The 17,487-nt window shown below is 36.1% G+C and carries 18 protein-coding genes and 1 pseudogene; 13 read left to right on the top strand and 6 right to left on the bottom strand.

Features of this window, described 5'->3' with window-relative positions:
* Positions 1-183: a hypothetical protein gene (locus IPL24_02845; protein ID MBK8362636.1), complete on the bottom strand. Its 183-nt coding sequence runs from the start codon at positions 181-183 to the stop codon at positions 1-3.
* Positions 180-1,028, bottom strand: a complete 849-nt coding sequence (locus tag IPL24_02840) for a hypothetical protein (protein MBK8362635.1) — start codon at positions 1,026-1,028, stop codon at positions 180-182. Before IPL24_02840 ends, IPL24_02845 begins: the two co-directional genes overlap by 4 nt.
* 267 nt (positions 1,029-1,295) lie before the next feature.
* On the opposite strand from IPL24_02840, the gene IPL24_02835 reads away from it, so the two are divergent.
* From IPL24_02835 to IPL24_02825, 3 genes are all read left to right on the top strand, one after another.
* Positions 1,296-2,639, top strand: a complete 1,344-nt coding sequence (locus IPL24_02835) for a transglycosylase domain-containing protein (GenBank protein MBK8362634.1) — start codon at positions 1,296-1,298, stop codon at positions 2,637-2,639.
* A complete protein-coding gene (locus IPL24_02830) occupies positions 2,564-3,100 on the top strand; it encodes a transglycosylase domain-containing protein (GenBank protein MBK8362633.1) in 537 nt (178 codons plus the stop codon). Before IPL24_02835 ends, IPL24_02830 begins: the two co-directional genes overlap by 76 nt.
* Before the next feature lie 217 nt (positions 3,101-3,317).
* Positions 3,318-4,430, top strand: a complete 1,113-nt coding sequence (locus tag IPL24_02825; GenBank protein MBK8362632.1) for an acyl-CoA desaturase — start codon at positions 3,318-3,320, stop codon at positions 4,428-4,430.
* Between the two features lie 7 nt (positions 4,431-4,437).
* Here the strand turns inward: IPL24_02825 and IPL24_02820 are convergent, their stop codons facing one another.
* Positions 4,438-4,914: a hypothetical protein gene (locus IPL24_02820; protein MBK8362631.1), complete on the bottom strand. Its 477-nt coding sequence runs from the start codon at positions 4,912-4,914 to the stop codon at positions 4,438-4,440.
* A gap of 158 nt (positions 4,915-5,072) precedes the next feature.
* Here IPL24_02820 and IPL24_02815 point away from each other — a divergent pair, with 158 nt between their 5' ends.
* Positions 5,073-5,654 (top strand): tRNA-(ms[2]io[6]A)-hydroxylase, encoded by a 582-nt coding sequence (locus tag IPL24_02815; protein MBK8362630.1) that lies wholly within the window; start codon positions 5,073-5,075, stop codon positions 5,652-5,654.
* 194 nt (positions 5,655-5,848) lie between these two features.
* Here IPL24_02815 and IPL24_02810 read toward each other — a convergent pair whose 3' ends face one another.
* On the bottom strand, positions 5,849-6,286 hold the full coding sequence (locus tag IPL24_02810) for an acyl-CoA thioesterase (protein MBK8362629.1): 438 nt from the start codon (positions 6,284-6,286) through the stop codon (positions 5,849-5,851).
* Positions 6,267-8,022 (bottom strand): annotated as a pseudogene (locus IPL24_02805) (polysaccharide biosynthesis protein). Before IPL24_02805 ends, IPL24_02810 begins: the two are co-directional and overlap by 20 nt.
* A gap of 104 nt (positions 8,023-8,126) precedes the next feature.
* Here IPL24_02805 and IPL24_02800 point away from each other — a divergent pair.
* The 9 genes from IPL24_02800 (at position 8,127) to IPL24_02760 (ending at position 16,472) form a co-directional block, all read left to right on the top strand.
* On the top strand, positions 8,127-9,125 hold the full coding sequence (locus IPL24_02800) for an NAD-dependent epimerase/dehydratase family protein (GenBank protein ID MBK8362628.1): 999 nt from the start codon (positions 8,127-8,129) through the stop codon (positions 9,123-9,125).
* Between the two features lie 2 nt (positions 9,126-9,127).
* Positions 9,128-10,228: a glycosyltransferase family 4 protein gene (locus tag IPL24_02795; protein ID MBK8362627.1), complete on the top strand. Its 1,101-nt coding sequence runs from the start codon at positions 9,128-9,130 to the stop codon at positions 10,226-10,228.
* Positions 10,229-10,313: 85 nt separating this feature from the next.
* Entirely contained in the window at positions 10,314-11,411 is a 1,098-nt protein-coding gene (gcvT, locus tag IPL24_02790; protein ID MBK8362626.1) for a glycine cleavage system aminomethyltransferase GcvT, read from the top strand.
* Between the two features lie 28 nt (positions 11,412-11,439).
* Positions 11,440-12,192 carry a 2-phosphosulfolactate phosphatase gene (locus tag IPL24_02785; GenBank protein ID MBK8362625.1) on the top strand — a complete coding sequence of 251 codons (753 nt, stop codon included), beginning with the start codon at positions 11,440-11,442 and terminating at the stop codon, positions 12,190-12,192.
* 77 nt (positions 12,193-12,269) lie between these two features.
* Complete coding sequence (locus tag IPL24_02780; GenBank protein ID MBK8362624.1) at positions 12,270-12,830, top strand: ferritin-like domain-containing protein; 561 nt, start codon at positions 12,270-12,272, stop codon at positions 12,828-12,830.
* Positions 12,831-13,039: 209 nt separating this feature from the next.
* On the top strand, positions 13,040-13,945 hold the full coding sequence (locus IPL24_02775) for an ATP-binding cassette domain-containing protein (GenBank protein ID MBK8362623.1): 906 nt from the start codon (positions 13,040-13,042) through the stop codon (positions 13,943-13,945).
* Positions 13,946-13,951: 6 nt separating this feature from the next.
* Positions 13,952-14,734 (top strand): ABC transporter permease, encoded by a 783-nt coding sequence (locus IPL24_02770; GenBank protein MBK8362622.1) that lies wholly within the window; start codon positions 13,952-13,954, stop codon positions 14,732-14,734.
* A 6-nt stretch (positions 14,735-14,740) separates the two neighbouring features.
* Positions 14,741-15,802: a histidine kinase gene (locus IPL24_02765; GenBank protein ID MBK8362621.1), complete on the top strand. Its 1,062-nt coding sequence runs from the start codon at positions 14,741-14,743 to the stop codon at positions 15,800-15,802.
* Positions 15,792-16,472: a response regulator transcription factor gene (locus tag IPL24_02760; GenBank protein MBK8362620.1), complete on the top strand. Its 681-nt coding sequence runs from the start codon at positions 15,792-15,794 to the stop codon at positions 16,470-16,472. The genes IPL24_02765 and IPL24_02760 overlap by 11 nt, the downstream gene beginning before the upstream one ends.
* Before the next feature lie 40 nt (positions 16,473-16,512).
* On the opposite strand, the gene IPL24_02755 is transcribed toward IPL24_02760, so the two are convergent.
* Complete coding sequence (locus tag IPL24_02755; protein MBK8362619.1) at positions 16,513-17,430, bottom strand: S1/P1 Nuclease; 918 nt, start codon at positions 17,428-17,430, stop codon at positions 16,513-16,515.
* Between the last annotated feature and the right edge of the window lie 57 nt (positions 17,431-17,487).

Here is a 17,487-nt window from a genome sequence, read left to right as displayed (position 1 = left end):
TTACAGGAAGAATTTAATATAAACATCGGTACTGTTACCATTTTCGCTTTCAATTTTTATTTCACCTTTGTGAAATTCTGTCATGATCTTTTGTGAATCTGAAAGTCCTAATCCAGCACCTTTACCATTTTGTTTAGTGGTATAAAATGGAGTAGAGGCATTTTGTAAAACTGAATCGATCATTCCGATTCATTTCCTGTTGACATTAGACCTCTTGAGGCAATTGTCAGATATTCTTCGCAAAGCAGATTGATATTTGTACTTTCTTTTTCAGAATTTAAATCTCCTTCCTGAGTGATAAAAGCATTGGCAAGTCTTAATTCAAATTGGGCTGAAGTATTAACTTTTTGAATAGAAGTAGAAATCTCAGTTGTCCACTTGCTTTCAATACCATTGTTTTCATCGAGTGTTTTTGAAAGTTCATTCAATTGTTGAGTTCCCTCTGAAAGTTTAAGGATGGAATTTTTAAGATGTCTGACTTTATCAATAGCACTTTTTGCTAATGTTGAATGATCTCTGTTATATTTTAACTGAGCGGTTGTAATTTCAAGTTCATCATTTTTCTTTTTGATCTTTCTCTTCTGAAATTGAAGGAATACTATTATCATTAATAACCAGATCCCAAATGCAAAGGCGGCGGTTCTTAAAAGCTTGGAATACTTTGTACTTAACTCCGCTTTTTGTGCTGTGAGTTCTGTGATCTTACTTTTCTTTTCTGTTAAACTCTTTTGTAACGTTGAGCTGTTATTAAGATAAGTCTTTTCCATCATTTCCAAAGTATCTTTCAATTCGGAAGAAAATGACTCGCCAAGTGTTTTATCGTAATCCTTTAATTTGTCGAGGCCAAAACGGTTCAGGTTTTTTAAAACAAAAGATTCCGCTCTGCTATCATGATTTTCAAGAGCGACTTTGTTTTCAGGTTTGTGAACAGGAGCAACTCTTTGACTATACGCGAATAATGCGGTGACAAAAAGTAATGAAGCTGTGATTCCTAATCTTATCAAGGTGGTTTGAATTGTAAATTTCATACTGTATTTAACAAGTTTCTAAAGTACTGAGTCTGTTTGTAATTCCAGTGAATTAAATTCCGAAATTATTAACGTTGAAATGTGTATGAAATTGGGCTTGATTGGTAACTAAAGATTGACCAAATTACACCTCTGAAACATGTATGGAAAAAATATTTAAAAAGGATACTGAAAGTCGCAATTGCATTTTTTGTTGGCCTTCTTTTGATCTTCTTTATTTTCCGAAACCCGCTTCTACACTACATTACAGAGAAAGTTGGGGCTAAGATGAAGGAGGAAAAGGGATTGACTATGGTTATAGGTTCATCCTCATTTTCCGGACTTTTTACTGTGGCCTTAGGAAGTGTTTCAATAATTCCACAATCCGGTGATACACTTCTGCATGCAGATACTCTCAGGGTCCAACCGTCTATTGCAGCATTGCTTACAGGAACAATCCGACTGAATCAAGTTGAAGGGAGTGGAATTCTATTGCAATTGGTACATAAAAAAAATAGCACGAATTACAAGTTCGCCTCTGATGAAAAAAAAGCAGAGAAAACTGTTTCAAAAGGCTCAAACGGGTATTCAGGTTTACTGGCAAGAGTTCTGGACAGGAGCTTCAACTTTGCACCACAAAAGGCAGAGATTACTAATGCGATCTTAAAATATAAAAACGATACTCTTGAAAGATTGATTCGAATGAATCGTTTTCATTCTGATGTAAATTCATTGAAAGGAGAATTTGAAGATTTGAATTCAGAAAGAAAATGGGAGTGTAGTGGTTCATTTCATCAGTCGTCACGAAAACTGGATCTGTTTCTTTTCCCAACTACAGAAAAAAAGAGCAATCTTCCGCTTGTTACTGAACTAACAGGTGCAACAATAAGTTTTGATACTGTACATATTGAACTTGATGGCTACCGTTATTCCAATAAAGAATTAAAAGTTTTTGGATTAGCTTCTGTTTCCGGGTTTTCATTTCATCATAACAGGATCTCTGAAGATAGTATCAAAGTTGAGAATGCTTCAATATCTTATACCGTTACAACTAATGAAAATTCATTGATGCTTGACAGTTCATCTGTCGCCAGACTGTCAGGTATAGTCTTTAAGCCATATTTACGATTCGAAACCTCAGGTTCAAAGAAGTATGCATTAAGAGTAGAAACAGACACCATTCCGGCAACTGATTTTTTTAACTCGCTTCCGCAAGGAATGTTTGATGAGGTTCGAAGTATCGAAGCCGATGGCTCCCTGAAGTTCAAATTGAATTTTTTTCTCGACTCTGCAAATCCTGATAATGTCACTTTTGATTGCTCAATGAAAAAGAATAAATTCAGGATTCGTAAATTCAATAACAGTGATCTGATGAAAATGTCCGGAGAATTTACACAGTCGGTATATGATTATGGAAGATATGTCCGGTCATTTATTGTCGGTCCATCGAATCCGTATTATACCCCATATGAAGGTGTTTCTCCCTATTTCAGAAATTCTGTTCTTACATCGGAAGACGGAAACTTTTTTTATCATTATGGATTCAATGAAGATGCATTCAGGAAATCCATTGCAACGAATTACAAAGCAAAAAATTTCTCAGAGGCGGAAGCACGATCAGCATGCAGTTAGTAAAAAATATTTACCTGAATAGAAAGAAAACGATTGCAAGAAAAGCAGAAGAGGCATTAATTGTCTGGCTTATTGAAAGCAACCGACTTTACAGTAAGGAAAGAATGCTGGAGGTTTATTTTAACATTATAGAATTAGGACCCAATATTTATGGAATTGGAGAGGCTAGTGAATTTTATTTCAAGAAAACTCCTGCAGCACTTACATTGCCGGAAAGTATTTTTCTTGCAAGTTTATTGCCTCATCCAAAATGGTTCAGATATAGTTTCGATCCATCAGGAAATTTAAAGCCCTACCTTGCTAATTACTATAAAAATGTTTCAAATTTTATGTTAAGAAAGCAAATGATCACTGAGCAGGAACGTGACAATTTATTCCCAAATGTTCAGGTGACAGGTCGTGCAAGAGACTTAATTATGCCAAATGATACTATTTTGGTTGAAGAAGAAGAAATTTTCTGACAGTGTTAAAACTTTATTGTATGGCAATTGTCTTACTTAATGGATGGAAATGATCGATACAAAGTAAATATTGCACTTAATCAATAAAGTTAATAATTAAATTGCGGCTCGAAAGTTGCTCCATCTTATTTGATTAACTTTAACCGGTTAATTTACTATACAGGTTGTTTCTGAATTAGTGTTGCGTCACTCATTCCGGCACCATTAAAATTTCTGAATGAAAATCAAAGGAAAAGTAAAATTTATAAGTCAGGACAAAACAAAATTCTTTCCTACCTTAAAACAAAGAGTAGACGAATATTTTGAACAGAATAATTTATCGAAGCATGCCAATGCATCGATGGTAATAAAAACTTTCATTCTGCTTGCAGGATACATTTTACCATTCATTGCTCTATTGGTTTTTCATTTCTCTTTTCCGGCAAGTCTGATCTTATGGACGATCATGGGAATTTCTGTTGCAGGAATTGGCATGAGTGTCATGCATGATGCAAATCATGGCGCATATTCATCGAATGATACCGTAAATTATCTTGTCGGACATACGTTGAATCTTGCAGGTGGTTCAGTGCATAACTGGAAACTTCAGCACAATATTTTACATCATACCTATACCAATATATCCGGTATGGACGAAGACATTGCAGATCGTCTTGTATTGAAATTCTCACCACATTCAAAAGTGAAATGGTATCACAAATTTCAACCATTTTATGTTTTCTTTTTCTACGGATTGTTGACTGCCTATTGGGTATTTCTGAAAGACCTGATCCAGATTTTCCAGTTTTCAAAAAATGGTGTAAGTCCGTTAACCAAAAGTGAAACAATACTTGCAGTTTTGAAGATCAGTCTTTTTAAGATTGCATATATTTTTACCCTTCTTGTAGTACCCTCACTGTTTTTTAGTATTCCACTGTACCAGGTGTTGATCGGATTTTTCCTGATGCATTTCCTTGAAGGAGTTATTCTGAGTTTTGTATTTCAGATGGCTCATACAGTTGAAGGCACAACACATCCAATGCCTAATAACGAGAATACAATCGAAAATGACTGGGCAGTACATCAGATGAATACGACTGTAGATTTCTCGCCAAAAAGTAAAATTATTTCATGGTATGTGGGTGGTCTGAATTTCCAGATCGAACATCATTTGTTCCCACGAATCTGCCATGTGCATTATCCGCAAATTGCTAAGATTGTCGAACAAACAGCTAAAGAATATGGCGTACCATACATGGTCAATGAAACGTTTTTCAAAGCAATGAAATCGCATCTTTCAGCACTGAAAAAATTTGGAACGATGCCGCATCCGAGTGAGGTGATTGTATAATGAATAATTAAGCCAAGCTATTCAACTGCTCAACTTTCCCCTGCAACTCCTTAAAATCAGGATTATTTTTAAAAGCATCTCTGATCTTCTGAATGAATTCTTCAGCTTGAACTAAGTAAAAACTTCTTACACGAACAAATTCTTCATCGTTTGTTTCGCCACTTTCGATAGCCATACTTTTCAGATCGTCTCCGATCTCGCAAAGGAAAATGCGACAGCTGACATCCAGTAGTGCATAGAAAAATAAAACTTCTTCAAATTCGAAAGTGATCATTTCGCCGACTTCATATTGCCAGTTGTGTACTTCGAAATCTTCAAGAAAACCATCTTCGAGCATATCCAAACGCATAGCTTCACGGATGAGTTCATAATGAGGATGGATCAATATAAACTTACCTGCAGCAATCGATATGTTGACCAATTGCTTGAATTCCTTAGTAACTTGAATACTAAGTCTGTTTCCGTATACTACTAATGCTGACATTTTGATATATACAAATGTACGATTGTAATTCTTTAAAGCATAACAATGCTGCTAAAATCCTTGCATTTAATGATAAAATTCACTTTTTACGGGGTGAACGACGTTAACAAATCTTGATTTCTTTCTATCTTTGTGAGCGTTTTTAGAACACACCAGATATGCTAGGATTAAAATTACCCACTGATCCAAGGTGGGTCAATATAGTTGAGAAAAATATTGCAGAGATCCTCACTGATCATGCATATTGTGAGCAAAAGGCATGCACCAATGCAATCAATCTGATTGTTCACTTTCCGGAATGTACTGAACTTGTTGATGCAATGCTGGACCTGGCTAAGGAAGAGTTGGAGCATTTTCAGGAAGTTCACGAAAAGATCAAGGCCCGTGGTTATGAACTAGGTCGTGAGCGGCGTGATGAATATGTATTTGAACTGAATTCTTTTATAAGAAAAGGTTATACAAAAAATTATGTGCTCGTCGACAAATTACTTTTTTCAGCATTGGTAGAAGCGAGGAGTTGCGAACGTTTTAAAGTTCTTTCAGAAAATATAAATGATGCAGATCTGAGAGAATTTTATCACCGATTAATGGTCAGCGAAGCCGGACATTATACAACTTTCTTAAAGTTCGCCAGACAATATGCAAACGGAATTGATGTTGAAGCAAGGTGGCAGGAATTTCTTCTGTTCGAAGCGGAGATCATTAAAAAGTATGGGCAGCGGGAAACGATTCACGGATGATGGTAAATGGTAAGTGGTAAGTGGTAAGTAGTGAGTAGCACTATTTTCTAACTTGAAAGTGCTTACTTTTATTCTAAATGAACATTACAATGCTTTAGTTGAATTGTTGCTATTGCTATATAGAGTAATGGTATTCACCAGTTACTAATAATCGAATTACATTGAAATATTGCACTTGTTACAAGTAAGTAGTGCTACTTACTACTTACCAATTTCACTTTCCATTCCTCCGAAACCAAAATCGATTTCTTCTCTTTATAATTGTACATTACCATTACGCTGGTAGCAGATGAAAGCATAATTTCCTTTTCTTCTTTGACAATGAACATTTCATAGGCAAGATCAAAACTTTTACTTCCCATGCGACAACATTTTGTACGGATGAAAACTTCGTCTTTGAAGTGAACAGGAATCACAAAGTCAATTTCAACCCGGGCAAGGATTACTCCCTCAGTTGACCAGTCATAATCATAACCTACCACTTCGTTGAAATAGGCAACACGCGCTTCTTCGTAATAAGTTAAGTACACAGCGTTGTTCACATGTCCGAACAGATCCAGATCTGAAAAACGGATATTTACCTTTGAAGTTTTTTCTTTTGAGTTTAACATATCAGCTGTCGAGTTTTTCAAATTGTGAATTCGCGGAAATATATTCCGGAACAATATCTTTCATTTTCCTTACGATGACCTCATTGTTTTGTAATTTGAACAGATCGATCAGATCAGAAATTTCTTTTTCTATAGTCGGGAAATCATACTCTCGCACTTTTGCGATCATGATTTTCGAGTGATGTGTTGGAAGTGTAGTTTCTTTATTTGCTAAAAGTTCTTCGAAGATCTTTTCACCCGGACGAAGTCCTGTATAAATAATTTGTATGTCTTTACCTAAAGTAAGTCCTGAAAGTTTAATCATCTTTTTTGCCAGATCAACGATACGGATACTCTTACCCATATCAAATATAAAGATCTCTCCACCATTTCCCATTGCACCTGCCTCAAGAACCAGCTGACAAGCTTCAGGTATTGTCATGAAGAACCGTTCAATGTCAGGATGAGTAACTGTAATTGGTCCACCTTCATCGACCTGCCGTTTGAAGCGGGGAATAACAGAACCATTCGAGTCCAGTACATTTCCGAACCTGGTTGTAATGAATTTGGTTTGTCCGACTTTATTCAGCGACTGACAATAGATCTCGGCAATCCGCTTGGTTGCTCCCATAATAGAAGTGGGGTTGACAGCCTTGTCGGTACTGACCATTACAAATTTTTCTACATTATATTTCCCTGAAAGATCGGCAAGAATTTTTGTTCCCTGAACATTTGTAAGAATTGCTTCCGAAGGATTTGATTCCATGACCGGAACATGTTTGTATGCTGCAGCATGAAATACTACATCCGGCCTGAAGAAATTGAATACTCGTTCCATCCGGTCGTATTGACGAATATCTGCAATTACAGTTTCAAAATTTTTCCAGTGATAACTTTCATTCAACTCTAATTCCAGGTCGTATAGAGGGGATTCAGCCTGGAATATCCAGGTCAAGACGAATAGGATCCCTTTCGAGAAGGTCTTCAATTTTTACTTTCTTTATCTGTTTAAAACTCAATTCACCATTGATCCAGGAAGTAACAGGTGGAACATTTAAAATATGAACATCATGTGCCAGACATTTTTCAATTATGATCTGTTTTTTTTCAGCAGCAACATTCTGAATACTGATGATGAGATGAGCGATATTATTTGCCATCAGTAGCTGATCGAGTTCTGAAGTATGAAAAATCCTTATCCCTTCAACGGTTTTACCTTCTTTGGCCTCATCATCGTCAATGAAAGCAGTAACTTTAAATCGTGTGTTTGCATCTCTGTCAATAGCGCGCTTTGTGATCAATCCAGATTCACCGGCACCATATATAATGACGAGTTGTTTATCACGTGTCGGATTTTTCAGTTCCTGATAAATTGTTTTTACCAAAATTCTGAAAGCCGTAATTGAGAATACAGAAGCAAAGTAATCGATTATTAAAACTGAAAATGGTACGAGATAAATTCCAATAGCATAGAATGAAATGACATTCATCAAACCCATTGAAATACTTCCAATCGTAATCGTGTAAAAGACCCGCAATGCATCCCTGGTACTTGTATAGCGAATGATTCCCTGATAAATTCTCGATATGAGAAAACTGATTATCCTGGTAACAATAACAGTAGTAAATGCATACTTCCAAAGCGAGATCTCCGTTTCCGGAACCCGGAAATTAAAGCGAAGCTGGTAAGCTAACATTAACGAACCCAAACATATACAAAGATCAATTGCGAAAATGATCCACCTTGGTGTATTTCTGTCTGAGAATTGAAAAGCCATCCTGTTTAGTTTCCTAGCATTCAAATATATGTTTAATAACATTACAAAACATATAGTATTTAGTACTCAAACTTTTTCCTATTTTGCACTCATAAACACAAAAAATGAATCCTAAATCTTTGGTGACCGGTGGGGCCGGTTTTATTGGTGCGCATGTTGTAAATGAATTAGTTGCTCTTGGGCACGAAGTATGGGTTCTGGATGATTTAAGTGGCGGTTTTATTGAAAATATTAACCCCAAAGCAAAGTTTGTAAAGGGTAGTATTACAGATTCAAAACTGGTTGAAAAGTTATTTTCCGATAACAAGTTTGATTATGTTTATCATCTGGCTGCGTATGCTGCAGAAGGTTTAAGTCATTTCATAAAGCGATTCAACTATGAGAATAATCTCATTGGAAGTATAAATTTAATAAATGAATCGGTAAAAAATGAAGTAAAGTGTTTTGTTTTTACTTCTTCAATTGCAGTTTATGGTGCTGCATTACCACCGATGAAAGAAACAACCATTCCATTACCTGAAGATCCATATGGTATTGCTAAACTGGCTGTAGAGCAGGATCTGAAAGCAACACATGAAATGTTTGGGCTTGATTATATTATTTTCCGTCCACATAATGTTTATGGAGAATATCAGAACATGGGCGACAAGTATAGAAACGTTGTGGGGATTTTTATGAATCAGTTACTTCAGGAAAAGCCATTGACTGTTTTTGGCGATGGAGAGCAGACCAGAGCGTTTTCATATGTTGGTGATGTGGCTCCGCATATTGCGAAATCTGTACATATACCTCAAGCGATCAATCAGACTTTCAATATAGGTGCTGATACAGAATTTACAGTTCGTGAACTTGCTGAAACAGTTATGGAAGCAATGGGATTGCGAAGTAAGTTGAATCATCTGCCACCAAGAAATGAAGTTGTTCATGCATATGCTAATCATGATAAAGCGAAAGAGATTTTTAAAATTGATTCTACAGTTTCTTTAAGAGATGGCTTATTTAAAATGGCTGACTGGGCGAAGAATGCCGGTAGTAGAAAAAGCAAAAAATTTGAGAACATTGAAATAGTAAAGAACCTTCCTTCTGTCTGGCTTGAAGATTAACGATGAAACGAATATTGTTTATTGCCGCACATCGCCCGGATCGATCGCCAAGTCAACGCTTTCGCTTTGAGCAATACATTGAGTTTTTAGAAAAAAACGGATATCACTGTAAGGAGTCATGTATAATTAACGAAAGAGACGAAAAGCATTTTTATAATCCTGGAAGCTTTCCGTTTAAAGCCTATATATTTCTCAGAAGTTTTGCAAAGCGACTCTTCGAATTTATAAGGTATTATAACTACGATATAATTTTTGTTCACAGGGAAGCGTTCATGACAGGAACGACCATATTCGAACGATTATATAAAAGAACAAAAGCTAAATTAATTTTTGATTTTGATGATTCAATCTGGATCCATAATGTATCCGATGCGAATAAAAAATTAAGCTGGTTAAAGTCGCCCGAGAAAACAGGAAAGATCATTGAAATGGCTGATCTGATCTTTGCTGGAAATCAATACCTCGCTGATTATGCAAAGAAATTTAATTCGGCAGTAGTTATCATACCGACTACTATAGATACAAATGAATATAAAAATTTAAACCTGAACAATCATCAGGCAGTATGTATCGGATGGAGTGGAAGTATGACTACCATCAAGCATTTTGAATATGCTATACCTTTTTTGATTGAGATAAAAAGAAAATATGGTAACAGAGTTTATTTTAAAGTGATCGGTGATTCCGGTTATAAAAATGAAGAGCTTGGTATCAAAGGCATTGGCTGGAAAAAAGAAGAGGAGATAAGAGAACTTTCTACTTTTGATATCGGCATCATGCCTTTGCCTCATGATGAATGGGCGAAAGGGAAATGTGGACTGAAAGGTCTGCAGTATATGGCGCTGGAAATTCCAACTATCATGTCACCGGTTGGTGTCAATGTTGAGATTATAAAAGATGGAACGAATGGATTTCTTGCGGAAACTACTGAAGACTGGATAAACAAATTATCGTCGCTTATTGAATCTGAAGAATTGCGCAAACAAATTGGAAAATCCGGAAGGAAAACGGTTGAAGAAAATTATTCTGTGACTTCTCAGGAAAAAAATTATTTGAAATATTTCAATGAAATTATTGAAAATGGAAAGAGTCGAAAATCATAAATTCATGATTGCTAAATTGTGGATATTTCTATCGCCATCAAAAGAACTTTTATTACCTTGACCTCAAGAAAGCTATATTATGGAAATGACTGAAAATCAAGTAAAAAACATTGCATTAACCGATATTCATGTGGGTTTGGGTGCTAAAATGGTCCCATTTGCAGGCTATTTAATGCCGGTTTCTTATGCAGGGATCAATGTTGAACACGAAACTGTACGTACCGGAGTTGGTGTTTTTGATGTTTCTCACATGGGTGAATTCATTTTGAAAGGTGAAAATGCGCTTGATCTGATCCAGCGTGTAACCAGTAACGATGCATCGAAACTTGTTGATGGAAAAGTTCAATACAGTTGTTTTCCAAATGGAAAAGGCGGAATCGTAGATGATCTTTTGGTTTATCGTATTGATGAAAAAACCTACATGCTTGTCGTCAACGCTTCTAACATCGATAAAGACTGGAACTGGCTTCAGAAAAATAATACAAAGGATGTTGAGATGCATAATATTTCAGACAAGACATCCTTGTTTGCTGTTCAGGGTCCCTTAGCGGTGAAAGCTTTGCAATCACTTACGGATATGGATCTTGCAGGGATGGAGTATTATACATTCAGTAAAGGTGTATTTGCAGGTGAAAAAAATGTTCTTGTATCAGCAACAGGTTATACAGGCGCAGGTGGATTTGAAATTTATTGTGAAAATGATCAGGCTGAAAAGATCTGGAATGCAATTTTTAAAGCAGGTAAAGAATTCAATATACAACCAATTGGTTTAGGGGCACGTGATACTTTACGTCTTGAAATGGGTTTCTGTCTTTATGGAAACGATATCGATGATACAACATCTCCGATAGAAGCCGGCTTAGGATGGATCACAAAGTTCACAAAGGAATTTACGGATAGCAACTTGTTAAAACAACAGAAGGAGCAAGGAGTAACCCGAAAACTTGTTGGATTCGAAATGATCGATCGTGGAATTCCTCGTCATGACTATGTTGTACAGGATGCAACAGGAAATACAATAGGAAAGGTTACCAGCGGAACGCAATCTCCTTCATTACAAAAAGCAATTGGAATGGCTTATGTAAAACCTGAATTTTCAAAAGAGGGTAGTGAGATCTTTATCAATATCCGTGATAAGGCAATAAAGGCAAAAGTGGTGAAAGCGCCTTTTTATAAGAAATAATTTTTATTTTCACTCTTGAATTATTACAATGACGAAGTTATCAATTGACGCTTGCTTTTCTCCGCATCTCTATCCGGTGTATGAAACTCCTGATAGTATTGTAGTGATCATAGATATATTCCGGGCTACATCAGCAATTTGTACTGCCTTTGAATTTGGAGTTGAAAAAATGATTCCTGTTGCAACGGTCGATGAAGCTCGCCAGTGGAAAGCAAAAGGTTATCTGGTAGGAGCAGAACGGGATGCAATTCCTGTCGAAGGTTTTGACTTTGGAAATTCTCCATACAGTTATATGGGCGATGACGTGAAAGGTAAAACTATCGTCATCACTACAACAAACGGAACTCAAGCAATTGAAGCAGCAAAGAATGCGCATAAAGTTGTTGTCGGATCATTCCTCAACATCAATGCACTTTGTGAATGGCTTGTAAGTGAAAAGAAAAATATTCTATTGCTTTGTTCCGGCTGGAAAAATAAATTCAATCTGGAAGATGCACTTTTCGCAGGAGCAGCAACAGAACTCCTCACACAACTAAGTGATGAATTCAAATTAGGCGATGCTTGTCTGGCTTTGAAATTCCTCTATCAGCAAGCCGAACAGGATCCGATAAAGTTTCTTGCTCATGCTTCACATAAAGAGCGTCTGGCAAGACTGAATCTGAAAAAGGATATTAAGTACTGTCTGACACCAAATCAAACGCAGGTGATTCCGATTTTGAAGGATGGGGCTTTGGTGAAGTTGATGAAAGAGAATGTGGTGATGGCGAAGTTTGAGGTTTAACTTACCGTTTAAGTTTCAGGTTTTGAGGTTGACTAATTGGTAGTGATTTTATTCAGATTTTTCCAGAAAAAGAATTTGTGCAGATAGAACATAAAGCTTTACGAAAACTGTTACAACAAGCTTATTCGGCAGAGAAAGCAGCAGCATTTGCATATCAAGGTCACGCCGGTTCAGTTAAGGATCCGGAACAGAAAAAAGCCATTCGTCAAATTGAAATTGATGAATGGAATCACAGAAAGGAAGTTCTGCTGATCATGCAGAAGTATGATATTCCTGTTTCCCGTTTCAATGAATTCAAGTTTCACATTATTGGTAAAGTCATTTCAGGAAGTTGTTATGTGATCGGTTGGTTCATGCCTTTTTATTTTGCCGGAAGTCTTGAGAGTGGAAATGTCTGCGAGTATTTTCGTATGATGCATTATTTTCATGAAATTGGTATAACAGAACACGATGAAATTCTTTACGAAATGGGAATAAAGGAAAAGGAACATGAGATCTATTTTCTTAGTAAGATTGAAAACAGTAAAATGCTTCCCATTTTTGAAAAAGTGTTTTCCTGGGGAAGAAAAAGTAAAAACGATGTTGACCTGAATAAAAAATATCCTGTTAATGAATCGGAGATCTATTGCAGGAAATAGTTTTTTAAGTAATCATGAATCGTAATTCGTGATTCGAAATGAGGAAGTACTTCGATGGACGATTTACTAATCATCATTTCATCGACCAATTCACCCAACTTGCAGACAAACTCCTTTTCATTGCATAACTTATAATTTTATTTGCTTTTCCGTGTTTACATTTGAATCATAAGTAACACATTTTACTGCTAACATCTAAAAGTTCTGCTATGAGTTGTATCGAATTGAAAGAGGTCAGTCATTGTTTTCGGGGAAACGAACCCGTACTCAGGAAGATCAATTTAATGGTTCCCAAAGGATCCATTTATGGTTTTCTGGGTCCAAATGGCGCCGGTAAAACAACAACCTTGCGGTTGATCCTGGGTTTGTTGAAGCGTCAGACAGGATCAATAAATGTTTTTAATGTTCCTTTCGATGAGAACAGAATTGAGATCCTGAATCAGACAGGTTCATTGATTGAAAGTCCGTCGTTGTACAGCCATCTAACTGCCTACGAGAATCTGAATGTTCTGAGAAAAATATATCAATGTCCTGAATCAAGGATCAATGATGTACTGGAACTTGTTGGATTAAGTAACACTGGAAAGAAGAAGAGTGGGCTGTTTTCACTTGGAATGAAACAGCGGTTGGGCATTGCAATAGCCTTGTTGAATAATCCGGCTTTACTTATTCTTGATGAACCGACCAACGGACTTGACCCAAATGGAATTCTTGAGATCAGGGAATTGCTAAAAAGAATAAATGCTGAATCAGGAATTGCTATAGTTATATCGAGTCATCTCTTATCAGAAATTGAAAAACTGGTAAGTCACGTTGGTATAATCAATAATGGGGCAATGTTATTTCAAGGTACACTATCAGAACTTAAAAGACAGAAACTACAGGCTTCAGGAGTACTATTTAAGACCAACGATGCGATAAGATCCCAGATGATCCTGAAAGAAAATGGAATTGACACTCAGATTTCTGATGATAGTTTAATTATTCCAGCTTTTGAACCTAAACAAATTTCATTGTTGAACAGGAAGCTGATGGAAGATGGAATAGAGGTGCATGAGATATCACCTATAAACAATGATCTCGAAAAAATATTTATGAACCTGGTTTCAAACTAAACCGATATGAACGTTTCAATAAAAAACAGTTTGCAAAGTGAGCTCTTAAAAACAAGAAGAAGCTCTGCCTCATGGATTATCACTAGTGGTGCAGCATTGATACCGGTTATCATGCTCATCAATCAGTTAATTATTTCTGCGAAAGACCCGTTACAAAATGCTGCAAGTGGATATTGGGTACGATTATTCCTCAAGAGTTGGGAAATGATGTCATTCTTCCTTTTACCAATGGGAATTGTTTTGGCAACCAGTCTGATTGCCCAGATCGAGTTTAAGAATAATGCATGGAAACAAACACTCAGTACACCTCAGAGTTTAACTAGAGTATTTTTTGTAAAATTGTTTGTAGTATTCCTTCTGGCACTCAGGTTTTTTATTCTTCTAAATGCAGGGATTTTCCTGGCAGCGGTAATTCCTTCTATTGTTTATGAAAAGGTTAATTCTCCTGTAGATTCCTTCCCGGTATTTACTTATCTGAAAGCAAACTTTAAGTTCTTTATTGATTGTTTGCCAATTATTGCATTGCAGTTTTTTTTAAGTTTGCATTTCAAGAATTTCATGATCTCAGTAGGAGTCGGGTTAGGACTTGTTGTCGCATCGATCTTCGCTCTGTTCTGGGAGTATGGATATCTGTTTCCATATTCTTATATAACTTATGATTTCATGCGGATGATCGGTAAGGACAGGATCAAAGATGCTATTGATATTCATCTTTTGTCAGTAGTGTATTTCATACTGATTACTGTCTGCAGCTACATCGTATTTGTTTCTAAGAGTGAAAAAGGATAATAACTAATGAAAAAATCTGTAATTATACTCATTCATATCGGCTACTGGCTTTTGTATCTTTTTCTGCTTTTTTTAATGTCCCTTTTCATGGTAATGAGTTCTGCTAATGGTAAAAATTTTTTCGATAAGATCGAACTATTTGATTTTGTAACTCAGATTTTTTCTTTCACAGTAGTTCCGGGATTAATTGGTTTCTATTCTTTCTATACCTATTTGTTCCCTGATTTTCTCAGAAAGAAGAAGATCGCAATGCTTTTCATTCTTGGTATTTTCATTTCGCTGCTGACAGGAATTTTTGGATTATTTGTTATGCAAGTTGCTTTTAAAGAATTCAACATGTTTAAGGCTGATTTATTCGGAATTTTTATTTTGGTCCTGATTATGGCATTAGTTGCAGTTCTGAATGGCGGAATGGGTTTAATTCTGAAAGGATTTATTACTTCTTATGAGGATATAAAGATCAAGGAGGAATTGAAACGTAAAAATCTGGAAGTGGAACTGTCCCTTATCAAGTCACAGTTAAGTCCACACTTTTTATTCAATACATTGAATAATATTGACGTACTCATTCGTCGTGATCCTGATCGTGCATCACTGTATTTGCTGGAGTTATCTGATATTATGAGGTACATGCTTTATGAGGCTAAGAAAGGAAAAGTGTTTTTTGAAAAAGAAATTCATTATATCAAAAAGTACATAGACCTTCAGAAGATCAGGACATCAAACAGGGATTTTGTTAAACTGGATTTAAAAGGTACATTTAATGGTGTATTGGTTGAACCAATGTTATTGATGCCATTCATAGAAAATGCTTTCAAGCATGCAGAAAATAAGCGGGAAGGAAATGTTATCGAAATAGAAATTTCAGGTAGTGAAAAATCGATTGAATTCAGTTGTAAAAATAGTTACCTTCCTGACACCGGGATGAAAGATGAATTCAGTGGTTTGGGAAATGAATTGATAAAGAAAAGAATGAATTTATTATTTCCCGGAAAACATGAGTTAGTGATCAGTGATGCAAATGAAATTTTTCACGTTCTGTTAAAAATTGATCTGGATGAAAATTAGCTGCATAATAGTGGAAAATGAACCACTGGCAATGGAACGTATCAAAACGTATGTTGAAAAACTTCCGTTCCTGAATTTGCTGGCGTGTTTTGAAACAGGTATTGACGCATTGGTATTTCTTAAAACAGCTCAGGTCGATCTGATCTTTCTTGATATTAATTTGGGTGAAATTTCCGGTATCCAGTTTCTGGAAGCCGGTAAAATCAAAAGCAAAGTTATTGTTACCACTGCTTATGAAGAATATGCTTTGAAAGGTTATGAATTAAATGTAACAGATTATTTACTGAAACCTTTTTCTTTTGAAAGATTTTTTCAGGCTGTCAGTAAGGTGCAGGATGAAGTGGACAGACAAATGAACAAGACAGATATTCGATATATTTTTATCAAGACTGAATACAGGCTTGAAAAGATCATGTTGAATGAGATATTATTTATAGAAGGTATGCGTGATTATAGACGTATTCACACTACAAATAAACGAATCATGACTTTGCAGACTTTTAAAGATCTTGAGATTGAAATTCCAGAGAATATTATTTGTCGGGTCCACAAATCTTATATGGTAGCAATAGATAAAATAGAATCCATTGAAAAAGATGAGATCAAGATCGATGGAATATATATTCCTGTCTCCGAAACGTACAAAAAACGTTTTTATGAGCTGCTTTGAGAATTGTTTTCAAAGCGTTTATTTACAGACAACTTTTTATTCAATGATAATCTCCATCCTGAATTTCTTCTTTTTTCTCATCTTCGATCATAACGGGAATTAACTCCGGCATTCCTGCTTCAACCCAAGCGGTATACCATATCGAAGCTACATCAATGATCGAAGCCTGCAATCGTCGTTCAACTTGTCCATTGAGCATATGATGAAATTGTTCTGAAAAATAATAACTGTACACTTGAATAGTTGTTGAACCTCTTTGCTCAAAAGAGTATTTTTTATCGCTTTCTGAATTTTCAGTAAGAAGTTTTTCAAATGCAAGCACTGAATCCAAAGCTGCGTAACTATCATGAACAGCCAACCATATGAACGGCTGGATCTTTTCGATGTACTGACATCTTCCCATGAAGTAATCATAGTTAGAAGCAAACAGTTCAGGTAATCGCGATTCCCACAAACCATGGATACCATGCTGATTGGTCATTTGGCCATTGTAATTTTCTGTGCAATGAAGTGGCACATGCGAATCTGCAATGTAATGTCCAATGTTGGCAGAGTAGTAGAGTATTGCATCAGGTTCATTTTTTCTGAACGCTTCCACAAGCCGGTAAAACATTTTATTGATGTACCACGGACCAATTCCATATGCCTGTAATGTATCTTCTGTGAATTTTTCTACAGCATCCTTCCAATAGATAGGCAAAGTGTCGAAAGGATTTTCTCCATAATGATCTGCATCAATAAAATGCCGTGGTGCTTCAGCCGGATCGGAATGCCGGCGTTTGTCGGGGTCTATAGAATGATTGATGAGATAATCGATATTCGATTTATAGAACCCAAACATTTCTTTTGGCAAAGCGAAGCAGGCGAATTTGTTTACAGCGCGGTGGCCGTAGAAACCCCATCCAAATGAATTGATACATCCAAGAATTAATAATGTAAAAGCAAATAGTTGTTTCATCCTGCAAATATCGGAAGACCAGCAAGGGAAGTACAACCATTAAAAGGAGGTTCTTTT

The organism is Bacteroidota bacterium, assembly GCA_016711505.1.
Taxonomy (GTDB): Bacteria; Bacteroidota; Bacteroidia; order AKYH767-A; family 2013-40CM-41-45; genus JADKIH01.
Note: the sequence above shows the minus strand (reverse complement) of the source record. Positions and strands in the feature narration are given on the sequence as shown.

Bases quoted from the DNA above. Each gene is read 5' to 3' on its own strand.
- IPL24_02800 (MBK8362628.1), top strand. From the start codon at position 8,127: ATGAATCCTAAATCTTTGGTGACCGGTGGGGCCGGTTTTATTGGTGCG.
- IPL24_02775 (MBK8362623.1), top strand. From the start codon at position 13,040: ATGAGTTGTATCGAATTGAAAGAGGTCAGTCATTGTTTTCGGGGAAAC.
- IPL24_02825 (MBK8362632.1), top strand. From the start codon at position 3,318: ATGAAAATCAAAGGAAAAGTAAAATTTATAAGTCAGGACAAAACAAAA.
- IPL24_02815 (MBK8362630.1), top strand. From the start codon at position 5,073: ATGCTAGGATTAAAATTACCCACTGATCCAAGGTGGGTCAATATAGTT.
- IPL24_02755 (MBK8362619.1), bottom strand. From the start codon at position 17,430: ATGAAACAACTATTTGCTTTTACATTATTAATTCTTGGATGTATCAAT.
- IPL24_02840 (MBK8362635.1), bottom strand. From the start codon at position 1,028: ATGAAATTTACAATTCAAACCACCTTGATAAGATTAGGAATCACAGCT.
- IPL24_02770 (MBK8362622.1), top strand. From the start codon at position 13,952: ATGAACGTTTCAATAAAAAACAGTTTGCAAAGTGAGCTCTTAAAAACA.
- gcvT (MBK8362626.1), top strand. From the start codon at position 10,314: ATGACTGAAAATCAAGTAAAAAACATTGCATTAACCGATATTCATGTG.
- IPL24_02795 (MBK8362627.1), top strand. From the start codon at position 9,128: ATGAAACGAATATTGTTTATTGCCGCACATCGCCCGGATCGATCGCCA.
- IPL24_02785 (MBK8362625.1), top strand. From the start codon at position 11,440: ATGACGAAGTTATCAATTGACGCTTGCTTTTCTCCGCATCTCTATCCG.
- IPL24_02765 (MBK8362621.1), top strand. From the start codon at position 14,741: ATGAAAAAATCTGTAATTATACTCATTCATATCGGCTACTGGCTTTTG.
- IPL24_02845 (MBK8362636.1), bottom strand. From the start codon at position 183: ATGATCGATTCAGTTTTACAAAATGCCTCTACTCCATTTTATACCACT.
- IPL24_02760 (MBK8362620.1), top strand. From the start codon at position 15,792: ATGAAAATTAGCTGCATAATAGTGGAAAATGAACCACTGGCAATGGAA.
- IPL24_02820 (MBK8362631.1), bottom strand. From the start codon at position 4,914: ATGTCAGCATTAGTAGTATACGGAAACAGACTTAGTATTCAAGTTACT.
- IPL24_02835 (MBK8362634.1), top strand. From the start codon at position 1,296: ATGAAGGAGGAAAAGGGATTGACTATGGTTATAGGTTCATCCTCATTT.